We start from the raw sequence: 12,248 nt of genomic DNA on the forward strand, positions 1-12,248 counted from the left end.
GACCTTCAAAATTATCCATATATCAATGTTTTAAAGCTATAAGATACGGAAACTAAATGACTAACTCAATAAAATTAATTTAGCTAATAAGATCAATTAAGGATACTAATCGTAAATTATTAATTGGAATTATTAAAGATATCACAAAACGTAAAAAAGCCAAAATAGAATTAGTTAAGTTTAGAAATGAGGTGGTTAATTCTAAAAACACTAAACTACAATGAATGAATAAACTATTTATTGGAAGAGAGTTAAGAATGAAGGAACTGAAAAAGGTAATTAAAGAATTGAAGTTAAAAAATGATGAATAAAATTAATAAAAACATAAAAAGAACCTTTTAACTTTGTTAAATATGAAACGTAGTGCTTTTTATTCTTTTTTTAAAAAACCTATTGTATTGGGTTCTATAACTTTTATAGTACTACTTGTAGTTACGCAATATATAGCGTATCAAAAGTATTTATTAAATGAAAATGAGCAAAAAAAAGAAGTAAATAATAGAGTAGATTTAATTAAAGAAAAACTACAAACCTTAGTAATGTATAGCTACTCTGCAACAAAAACACTAGAGTACATTGTTGAAAGAAATGGAGTGCCAAACGATTTTGATAACATAGCTATAGAGTTATTAGATAGAAACAAATATTTTAACGTTGTAGAACTTGTTGATAGTAATGGTGCTATTACACATGTTTATCCGTTAAAAGATAATGAAGTAATTGGTTATAATATTATAAAAAGCATTGAAACTAGTAGTGGTGCGCTAGCTACTATAAAAAAGAAAGATTTTTTTATTGCTGGTCCAATTCGTTTAAAACAAGGTGGTGTCGGTATGGTTAGCAGACAGCCTATTTTTATTGAGAACAAATTCTTAGGGTTTTCTGCCGTAGTTACTACCTTATCTGCTTTTTTTAATGATTTAAATATAGATACCGTTCTTGATAATAGTTATACTTATCAATTATCAAAAGTAAATAACGTAACAGGTGAAGAAAATTATTTTTTAGATGAAGATGTAACGTTGTTTAAAGAATATGCTGTTCCCATAGAAATATCATCTGGTGAATGGAAACTATATGTAATACCAACAACAAAAACATTTGATATAGCAATAGGTTTTGCTATATTTGGTTTAATTATTACCTTTTTAGGCGGCTGGAGCGTTTGGTATTTCACAGGGCAATCTATACGTCTAAACGAACTAATTAAAGAGAAATTACTAGAACAAGAAGCACAATTAAAATTAGTTCATGAAACCTCTAGCGCACAAATAGAAAAAAGTGAATTGTTGTATCGTAGTCTTACTTCTAACGCGCCAGTTGCTATTTTTAATACAGATAAGCTTGGTGCTTTTACGTATGTAAATGAAGAATGGACAAAGTATTCTGGAATAAATCTTGCCGAAGCTTGTGGTTTTGGTTGGCAAAAGGCAATTTATCCCGATGATAGAGACAGAGTAACTAAAGAATGGCAAGAAACCATTGTAAAAGATACCGAGTTTAAATCAGAACTTAGATTTCAAGATAAAAAAGGTAAAATTACTTGGCTTCAAGCAAAAGCTGTTAAACTTGTAGATGCAAATAATAACATGTATGGCTATATAGGTATTGCATCAGACATTACAGAAAGAATTAATTACGAAAAAAAATTACTAGTTTATAAATACGATTTAGAAAAACAAGTGGACTTAAGAACCAAAGAGCTTCATGATAGTAAAGAAGCCTTGCTAAACCTTCTAGAGGATATAAATTTTCAATCGACTCAACTAGAGAAAGAAAAAGTAAAAGCGCAGTCGGCAGATTTAATGAAGTCTGCCTTTTTAGCAACCATGTCGCATGAATTAAGAACACCAATGAATTCGATAATTGGTTTTACAGGAATATTATTAAAAGAATATCCAGGACCACTAAACCAAGATCAAAAAAAACAACTGTCTATGGTTAAAAACAGTAGTAAACACCTATTAAGCTTAATTAATGATGTATTGGATATTTCTAAAATAGAAGCTGGAAAATTAAAAGTATCTTATTATCCTTTTAATTATTTAAAGACCTTAGAAAAAACAATAAATTTCTTGTTACCACAGGCATCTAAAAAAGGACTTACCATAAATTCAGAAATTTCTGAAATAGATATAACTATAAATAGTGATGAACGAAGAGTAGAACAGGTATTACTTAATTTACTATCTAATGCTATAAAATTTTCATATAACGGCACAATACTAATTAAGGTAGATGTGGTAGATAATTTAATTATTACTCAGGTAATTGATCAAGGTATTGGTATGGATAAAAAAGATCTTAATAAATTATTTATGCCATTTATACAACTAGAGGGAGGTTTAAGTAGAAGTCATGAAGGCATAGGTCTAGGTTTGGCAATTTGCAAAAGTTTAGTCGAGAAATTAGGCGGAACAATAAAAGTGCAAAGTGAAATAGATAAAGGAAGTAACTTTACATTTACACTACCTTCAAATAGTGATGAAAACAAATAACCTCTTAAAAACCTAAAAATTTAATAATTTATTTAATTTTAGTATATTTATAATTGAAGCATTTGGTAATAAGAACTCTATGTAGATTATTTTATGAAACAAACTATTTTAATAATTGAAGATAACGAGCAGAACATGTATATGTTATCTTTTTTGCTTAATCAAAATAATTATACCATAATTAAAGCATATAATTGATTAGATGGCCTAAAGTTTGCAAATGAAAATAATCCTGAAATTATTTTAATAGACATTCAACTTCCAGATATGGATGGTTATGAAATATGTACTAAACTAAGACATAACGGCCTACCTACAAATACAACTATCATAGCAGTTACATCCTATGCTATGGGGGCGATAGAGAAAAAGCAATAGAGGCAGGAGCGAATGGCTATTTAGAAAAACCCATAGATCCAGATACCTTTGTAAATCAAATGAAAAGCATTATTAAGACAAAATAAAAAATGAATAAAAAGACTATTTTAATAGTAGATGATACTTTTGAAAACCTCTACTTACTTAGAGTAATCCTTAAAGAAGAAGGTTATAACGTACTTGAAGCAACTAATGGTAGTGAAGGATTAGAAAAACTACAAAAAAATAGTAATGTAGATCTTATTATTTCAGATATTTTAATGCCTATTATGGATGGGTACTTGTTTTGTCAAGCATGCCAAAAAGAAAAGTTGTTTGAAAGTATTCCGTTTGTTTTTTATACCTCAACCTACACAGAACGTTCCGATGAAGAATTGGGCTTAAAATTAGGGGCTGCGCAATTTTTAAGAAAACCAATTGACCACGACGAATTACTTTTAACCGTAAACCATATTTTTAATAATAAAGAAGAGCATGAAGAGCGAGTAAAAAAAGAAAAGATTTCTGAAAATGAGGTTTTAAAACTCTATAGTGAGCGACTCATTAATAAGTTAGAGCAAAAAAGTTTAGATCTCGGTAATGAAGTTCTAGAACGAGAAAAGGCACAGAAATTATTAATACATAAAAATGAAATTTTAGATTTAATTTCTGTAAACACTCCTTTAAACGAAATATTTGATCAATTACTTTTAAATTTTCAATCTATATACCCAGATTATATTGGCTCTATTAGTTTGTTAGATGAAGATGGTAAACACCTTAATCTAGAGTCTGCACCTTCCCTACCGATATCTTATAGTTTAGCTATAAAAAGGCTTTTAATTGGTAAAAGTGCTGGTTCTTGTGGCACTGCTGCATTTACTAAAAAACCCGTGATTGTTGCAGACATAAGTACAGATAAGTTGTGGTTAGATTATAAAGACCTTGCATTAAAACACCATTTAAAGTCTTGCTGGTCTATTCCAATATTCTCAAAAGACAAAAAAGTATTAGGTACTTTTGCTATATATAGTAAGCATATAAAGGCTCCGTCTCTAGAAGATATTCACGAACTTAATTTTACGGTAAATTTAGTATACATAGCCATTGAAAAATCTTTAATTGAAGCAGAAATAAAAAAGAAAGATGAGTCTTATATAGCATTAATAGATCAAGCTAGCGATGCTATCATTTCCTACTCTTTAGATGGAGAAATACACCTCTTCAATAAAGCAACTTATATAAATTTAAGCTATACCAAAAGTGAGTTTTTAAAATTAAAAATTCAAGATCTAATTGTTGGAGACTTCATGCATAAAGCAAAGAATCACAATAAATTACTTTTAGGAGAAGCTGTAATTTTTGCTAGAAAACTTAAACGAAAAGACAGGTCCCTATTAGATGTAGAAGTGTCTGCAAAACTTCAAAAAGACGGTAAAATACTTGCCATTGCTCGTGATGTAACGAAACGTAAGGAAGCAGAAAGAAAGCTTAAAGAAAGTGAATACTATTTAAGGCAATCTCAAACAGTTGCCAATATTGGCTCGTATGTATTAGATTTAAATACTGGTATCTGGGAAGGTTCTGCAGTATTGAATAATATTTTTGGTTTCCCAGAGTCCTATGTAAAAACAATAGAAAGTTGGAGCCATCTTATTCATCCGGATGAGAAGGACGAGATGTTAAATTATTTTAAAAAAGGCATTGGAAGTAATGTAAGATTTAATAAAGAATATAGGCTGTTGAAGCCTAATACAAAAGAAGAAATATGGATACATGGTATAGGAGAGTGGATTTTTGATAAGGAAGGAAATGCCATAAAGTTAATTGGTACCATGCAAGATATTACCGAACGCAGAAAAGCAGAAACAGACTTAAAACTTGCTAAAGAATTTAATGACAAGCTAGTTATGTCTATGCAAGAAGGCTTACTAATTCTTGACATGTCTGGTAACATTATTAAAGTAAACGATTCTTTGTGTAAGCTTCTTGGCTACTCAAAAAAAGAACTTATTGGTTTAGAGTTTCCACATCCCTTTTCTAATTTAGAAAACTACGATAAAATTCAGGAATTAAAAGAAAAAGTAGCAAAAGAAGAAGCCCCTTTCTTTCAATTAGAATTAGTGAGGAAAAATGGCACACCATTTTTGGCCTCTTTTTTATCGGGTACTATTAAAAATGATAATGGAGATGTAATAGCTATTTTTACAACCATTAAAGATATCTCTGAAGAAGAAAAAGCAAAGAGAGTTTTAGAAGATAATGCCAAAAAATCATTAGAAAGAAAAAATGTTATTATTGAACTAGCTAGCCTAGTAGGTTCAGACTATAAAGACGCATTAAATAAAATTACTGCACTTTCTGCAAAAACATTAAATATAGAAAGAGGAAGTATTCATAAATTTAATAAACAAAAAACTGCAATGATCTGCGAAAAATTATACACTCGAAAAAGTGATGATTTTGAAAGCGGACAAGTACTTAGTAAAATAGGAAACGAAAGATTTTTTGATACCTTAATAAAAAATACAATAGTTACCGCTTCCCATGCCTTAACACATGAACTTTCAGCAGGGTTTCTTAAAGATTATCTTATTCCATTAAATATAAAATCTAAATTAAGTATTCCTATTCAAGGTATCGATGAAGTCTACGGAATTTTATGTTTCGAAGAAGTAGATAATACACATCTATGGACTACAGATGAAGAAGAATTTGCAACTTCTATTGCTAACTTAGTGTCTTTAATGATTCAGAGTGCAGAAAGAAAATTGGCAGAAAAATCATCTGTTTTAGCAAACAATCAACTTACAATAGCCAATAAGGAATTACATCGTTTACGTAACCAATTAGAACAAGAAAATGTATACCTAAGAAATGAGTTAGATCTAGTATTTAACTATGAAGAAATGATTTATGGTAGTAATGAGTTTAGTAATGTTTTAACAGAAGTAGAAAAGGTAGCACCAACAAATGCTACAGTTTTGCTTTTAGGAGAATCTGGAACAGGAAAGGAATTGCTAGCCAGAGCTATTCATAATACTAGTTTACGTAACAATAAGCCATTAATTAAAGTAAATTGTTCTGCAATTCCTAGAGAACTAATTGAAAGTGAATTGTTCGGACATAAAAAAGGGTCTTTTACAGGTGCAATTAGTGATAAAATAGGAAAATTTGAATTAGCAGATAAAGGAACTTTGTTTTTAGATGAAATAGGAGAGCTACCATTAGATATGCAACCTAAAATATTAAGATTTTTACAAGAGGGAGAAATTGAAGTTGTTGGTGGCACCACAGGATTAAAAAAATTAGATGTTAGAGTTATTGCTGCTACCAATCGAAATCTAAAAGACGCTATTGAAAAAAAGGAGTTTAGGGAAGATTTATATTTCCGTTTAAATGTGTTTCCAATAGAAGTACCTCCTTTAAGAGGTAGAAAAGATGATATTCCTTTACTGATAGAACATTTTGTAGATAAATTTAATAAAGCTTACGGAAAAAGTATTAAGTATATTACGGATGATGCAATGAGTCAGTTAAAAGCATATAAATGGCCCGGAAATATTAGAGAGTTAGAAAATCTAATTGAGCGAGCCTCTATTTTATCAAACACAGATACACTGGCTATCCCAGGTTTTGAGTCTTCTATACAAAAAGCAAAACCAATCAATAATAAAAACTTAAGTTTAGATGCTGTACAACGTAATCACATCATACAAGTACTAGAACAATGTAAATGGAAAATTAGTGGACCTCATGGAGCTGCAGTTGTATTAAATTTAAAAGCAAGTACCTTACGCGATAGAATGACCAAACTGAACATAAAAAAATAAATAAAATTAACGGAATACCGTGAATAAATGCATCTCATCTAAAACCTACACGGTATAGCAATTTTACCTTTATCCGTTAAAAAACAAATAACACCCACAAACAACTGAAAATCATTATTTTGTGTTTTTTTTTGTTTTTAAATGATTTTTGGCATTTAAATTGAAATCTGTTTTTAAAACATAATAATAACAATGGAAAACTATTGGTTTTAATACTTCCTTTAATTTTCTAGCTAATAAATCAAAAAATGAAGAAGGAAGTGCTTTGATACACTTTCTTTGTTAATTCTTATTATTTAATCCCCCATTTTTATTCCTTCAAAATTTTATGCAAACATCAATTCCCCCAGATGCAGTTTTTAAAAACCTTTTAAGCTGCAGTGCGCTATTATACTAACTACAACACAGTATATAACTAGCTTAACTAATTTATGGTAAAACCTTTTTTACTATAAATTAACTATGGCAATCTGCCATACATAGTACTAACCCCCAACCCCCTAATCCATGAGAAGTAAACACTTTCTTTTTTACTGCCTGCTTCTATTTAACTTTTTATGCAGTTATGCACAAATAGTAAATAAAGGCATATTGCAGATTACAGCATCTACAGATGTGTATTTTAAAAACGAATACACGAATAAAAGTACTGGAACCCACAAAAGCAACGGAAACCTTTATTTAAACAATAATTTTATAAATAACGGAACCACGACATCCGCATCAGGAACCACGTATTTTAAAAGCATCACAAACCCATTAGTAACTATTTCGGGTACTTCAAAAGCTATTAATTTTAATAATCTAGAAATAGATATAACAGCGACAAATACAAAAGGAGTATCTGTAGCAGATGGTTTTGCTTTAAATATAGTGAACTCCTTAAATTTAAGGAGTGGAGATGTTCGGTTAACTGGTGAAGCCCAACTTATTCAAACACATGTAGGTGCAGACGCAAATACAATAGGCTCTGGTAAGGTTTTAATAGACCAACAAGGATACGCCTCGGCTTATAAGTTTAATTACTGGTCGTCACCAATAAATAATAGTGGTGTATTTTCTTTAGTAAGTGGCAAGTTTGATGGTACAGATGCTAGTATTAATCCATTTAATCCGCAGGAAATGTTATTTAGCTCTGGTTCACCATACAATGGCTCACCATCGGTAGTCGATGGTAGCAATAACGTCAACACTGCATTGACCATAAACACCAGATGGATTTATAAATACTTACAAAGCGGTGGCTGGGTTTCTTTAAATAATAATAGTGGTTTAAATCCTGGTGAAGGCTATATTATGAAAGGAACAAATACGCTTTTGGTAGATCAAAATTACACCTATTATGGCGCACCAAATAATGGCGAGTATATAGTGCCAATAAATTCTGGAGAAGAATCTTTGTTAGGCAACCCATATCCTTCTGCTTTAGATGCAGATCAATTTATTAATGATAACATATTGCTTTTTGATACGCTTTATTTTTGGGTAGATGGAGGTTCAACCTCACATAATAAAACAACTTATTTAGGTGGTTATGCTATGCGTAATTTATCTGGAGGCACACCTCCATCGATTGCATTATCGTCCCCAGGAGGTTTAGGTAATTCCTCTAGTGTAGCACCACCTTCACAATATGTATCAGTAGCTCAAGGTTTTTTTGTTTCTGGCTATGCAAACGGGTCTATTGTTTTTAATAATTCGCAAAGGGCATTTAAAACAGAATCTTCAGAAGATGCCCATTTTTATAGAGCTGATGACACAGAAGTAAATACAAAAGAAAATAAAGCGATTGGTGCTGATAATCAATACATCAGATTAGGCTATCAAGATCCCGAAGGATTTCATAGACAATTACTTTTGGCTTTTTTACCAGATACTAGTGCAGATATTCACTATAATTTTGGCTATGATGCCATAATAATTGACAACAGAGCAGACGATCTATTTTTTGTAATTGACAACGACTTAAATAATACGTTCGCTATTCAAGGTGTTCATAATTTTAATAAAGCATTAGAGTTTCCTTTAGGATTATTTATTTCGGAAACTGGTTCTCATGAAATTATGATTGATGAAGTAGATAATTTTGAAAACACCATTTATTTAAAAGACAATGTTTTAAACACTACACATAATTTAAGCGATTCCAACTTTCAAGTGAATTTACCAATAGGAGAGTATTTAGATAGGTACTCTTTAGTTTTTTTACCCCAAGAATCTTTATCGGTTTCCGATGATAAACTCTTGAGTATAGGTGTTTTTTATGATGGTAATAAACACATTGTACTGAATAATACCGCTAGAGTTAAAATAGAAAGCATAAAAATATTCAACGTTCTAGGGCAAGAAGTTTTAGGCAGAAATAAAAATCTAAACAATAAAGATAAGCTGCAAATACCGTTTAACCAAAGCAAAGGAATTTATATAGCAAATATAAAAACGAGTAACGGCAAATTAACTAAAAAAATATTAAATTATTAATTATGAAAAATTTAAACTTAAAAATAGCCATATTAACAATAATAACGGTTATTAGCTTTAACTATAACGCCTTCTCTCAAGTTGGTATAGGTACAGTAACACCAGACGCTTCCTCTATGTTAGATATTAGTTCTACAGAAAAGGGTATGTTAGCACCAAGAATGACAACAGCAGAAAGAGTAGCAATAACAACCCCTGCTAATGGTTTGTTAGTCTACGATATTTCTGAAAATGCATTTTATTTTTATCAATCAAGTACTTGGGTAAAAATGAAGTCAGAGTCGGCTTCTAGAGTAAATCATAAAATAATCAAATCTGCAGCAGACTTAAGCGAAGAACTTGCAGCTGGCAGCGGCAATAAGTATTTATTAACCACCAATACATTATATGAAATAAACGGAACAGTTACTTTAGCACATTCCATCGATTTAAATAATGCCTATTTAATTGGTTTAGATACTAATGAAGATATATTAGTAAATTCTGGAGGAACTATGTTTGTAAGTTCTAAGGGAGGAACAATAAAAAGCTTAACGCTAAAGGCTTCTGGAGGAACTATTTTTAATATGACAGGTAATAGCACTTATAGTTTTGTTTTTAGAGATTCTATTGTTGTTAATTCTGCTTCTATAGGTACTATTGATGGCTATGGACTCGTATTTTTTAGTATCGTTCAGTTTTCTGGAAATACCACAGGAATAACATATAGTAATATTTCAGATTTGTTATTAAGTAATATTGGTTGGTTCTCTAACAACTCAGGAACCTATGAAACATTAACGGGAACTTTTGACATTGTAGAAAAACAAGGTGGATTTTCAGAGTTAAATGGAGCTGCTATTGGTTTAGATGTGAGTTCTAATCCCACAGTAGGGAAAGGTATATTAACAGGTGCCAGTTTTAGTGGTACTAGTACTCAATATGTAAAAAAATATACCGTTGGGTCTTATTCAGGATATAGTTTTAATAATGCATGGACCGTAGATTGCCCTGGGTTACCTGTAGAATCAGACCAAGTGGCATCTGGTAATATTTATTATAACGGAAGTATTACTAATGGATTTGGGCAAAGCCTATCTAATTATATCCCAATAAATTTGTCAGGAAATAGTAGTACAAACTCAACAACTGCAGTTAATTTATTAAGAATGTCTTCTCCTCAAGATAATAGATTAACCTATTTAGGACAAAAAACAAGAACGTTTCAAATAAATGCAACTCTGTCTGTTAGAGGTGATAATAGTATTGGTAATTATTATGCATTTTTTATTAGAAAAAATGGTTCAGAAACTTTAACGGAAACAAATACTTTAATGCGTGTTAATAATACATCAGATATTTCTAGTAACGCTATTTCCGGTACTGTAAAGCTAGCTCCAAATGACTATATAGAAATTTGGGGAAAACGACTAACTGGAAGTACTGGTAATACTTTAATATCAATATTTTCTTTAAATATGAATATCAAATAAAGTAGTAGTTCCTTAGTGTAAAGTATCTTCTATTTTAAAAATAAAATAGAAGATGTTTTTTTAGTTTTAGATAAGTGTAAACTTGACTTCTAAATTTATAAGACAATCATTTATATTTATATTATTACCTCAAAAATATTACTAATTTAGATCTGCTTCGGCTTGGGTGGTACTTATAATTTATTTGAGTGTTTTAAGCTTATAAGAAATTAACGGTATACCGTCAGTCAACTCTTTTTGTACTCAAATTGTACAATATATTGTTATCTAGTAGTTCTAAAAACTTTAAAACCTAAGAAACGAAACAACAAGTGCTTATAAATAGTTTTTTGCATTTCTATTGGCATTAGCTTACAAGAATACAAGGGCATAGCAAAAAGCACTAATAATATAAGTATATCCTAGAATAGTAATAAAATTTTTTTAATCGCAGTTAGGCCCCCAAACCTATTTAACAAAAAATCCCGATTCAATTGAATCGGGATTTTTATTTTTACTGACATTTGAAATCACGTAATTAAAAGAGGTAATCTAAAAAAAGGTCAACCTATACACATATATTATAGTCTTATAGACGGATAATCTTAAGGATATGGAAATCATTAAAGATTGAACCTAGATCAGAATAATGCTCTTAATTCAACAATTCTGGATTGTTAAGAATCAATTCTATCTTTTTTATTATTACAGTAATTTCATTCATTTGTGCTTCTATATTTCTAAAGAAGCTCCTTTAAACTTATTAGAAAGGCCTGAGTTTAACAACGAGTAGAGTCTTTTTTACTTTATCTACAGAAAGTGCTTCTTTATTTTTAAATAACAAAAAACTCCACTGAATTTTGTAAATTAGTAGTCTGTAAAACAGGAACATTTTGCTGTAATAAAGTAATAATTAAAAGCAAAGTGGCAAAAGAATGTTATGGAAAGAAAAATCGGAATTATTTACTCTTCTATAGACGGACAAACAAAAAAAATTTGTGAAGAACTAAGTGCTCATTTCAAGAAAGATCAAATAAAATCAGTACTATTTTCAATTGAGAATTTTAATGGTAATTTACCTGAATTTGACACTTTAATAATTGGAGCAAGCATTAGATACGGAAAACACAACAAACAAGTTTATGACTTTATCTTAAAAAACAAAGCGCAGCTTAAAGAGGTAAAAACGGCTTTTTTCTCCGTTAATTTGGTTGCAAGAAAAGAAGATAAAAATACTCCTTCTACAAATCCTTATCTCATTAAATTTATAAAAGAGATAAACTGGACTCCTGATTTATTAGAAGTGTTTGCCGGAAAATTAGATTATAAATCATATTCATTAATTGACAGGATTATGATTAAATTAATTATGAGATTAACTGATGGGCCTACAAAATCTAAAGAACCAATAGAATTTACAAACTGGAAAAAAGTAAACGATTTTGGTATTAAAATAAGTCAGGGTTATAAAAATATTACCAACTTAACTATTTAAAGTCGCTTTAAAATACTTTTTTAGTTTTTGACTATTATAATTATAAAAACAACATGTCTCTCCGTAGCTTTTGAGTACTTTATTTTGGTTACAGAATGTCCTTCGACAAGCTCAGGAAGACATTTAGATTTTC

General features: G+C 30.1%; 6 protein-coding genes. All 6 read left to right on the forward strand.

Features of this window, described 5'->3' with window-relative positions:
• Nucleotides 1–353 precede the first annotated feature (353 nt).
• A complete protein-coding gene (locus tag GQS57_RS15920) occupies nucleotides 354–2,498 on the forward strand; it encodes an ATP-binding protein (protein ID WP_165733856.1) in 2,145 nt (714 codons plus the stop codon).
• Nucleotides 2,499–2,750: 252 nt separating this feature from the next.
• The gene (locus tag GQS57_RS19015) at nucleotides 2,751–2,876 is read left to right on the forward strand and encodes a hypothetical protein (protein ID WP_290247752.1); all 126 of its coding nucleotides are present in this window, start codon (nucleotides 2,751–2,753) and stop codon (nucleotides 2,874–2,876) included.
• 89 nt (nucleotides 2,877–2,965) lie between these two features.
• Nucleotides 2,966–6,688 (forward strand): sigma 54-interacting transcriptional regulator, encoded by a 3,723-nt coding sequence (locus GQS57_RS19020; RefSeq protein ID WP_165733857.1) that lies wholly within the window; start codon nucleotides 2,966–2,968, stop codon nucleotides 6,686–6,688.
• 591 nt (nucleotides 6,689–7,279) lie between these two features.
• A complete protein-coding gene (locus GQS57_RS15935) occupies nucleotides 7,280–9,169 on the forward strand; it encodes a T9SS type A sorting domain-containing protein (protein ID WP_240915502.1) in 1,890 nt (629 codons plus the stop codon).
• Between the two features lie 2 nt (nucleotides 9,170–9,171).
• On the forward strand, nucleotides 9,172–10,641 hold the full coding sequence (locus GQS57_RS15940; protein WP_240915503.1) for a hypothetical protein: 1,470 nt from the start codon (nucleotides 9,172–9,174) through the stop codon (nucleotides 10,639–10,641).
• A gap of 919 nt (nucleotides 10,642–11,560) precedes the next feature.
• A complete protein-coding gene (gene hemG, locus GQS57_RS15945) occupies nucleotides 11,561–12,115 on the forward strand; it encodes a menaquinone-dependent protoporphyrinogen IX dehydrogenase (protein WP_165733859.1) in 555 nt (184 codons plus the stop codon).
• Nucleotides 12,116–12,248: the final 133 nt, after the last annotated feature.

Origin of the sequence: Polaribacter sp. 20A6 (genome assembly GCF_011378915.1) — a bacterium.
GTDB lineage: Bacteria > Bacteroidota > Bacteroidia > Flavobacteriales > Flavobacteriaceae > Polaribacter > Polaribacter sejongensis.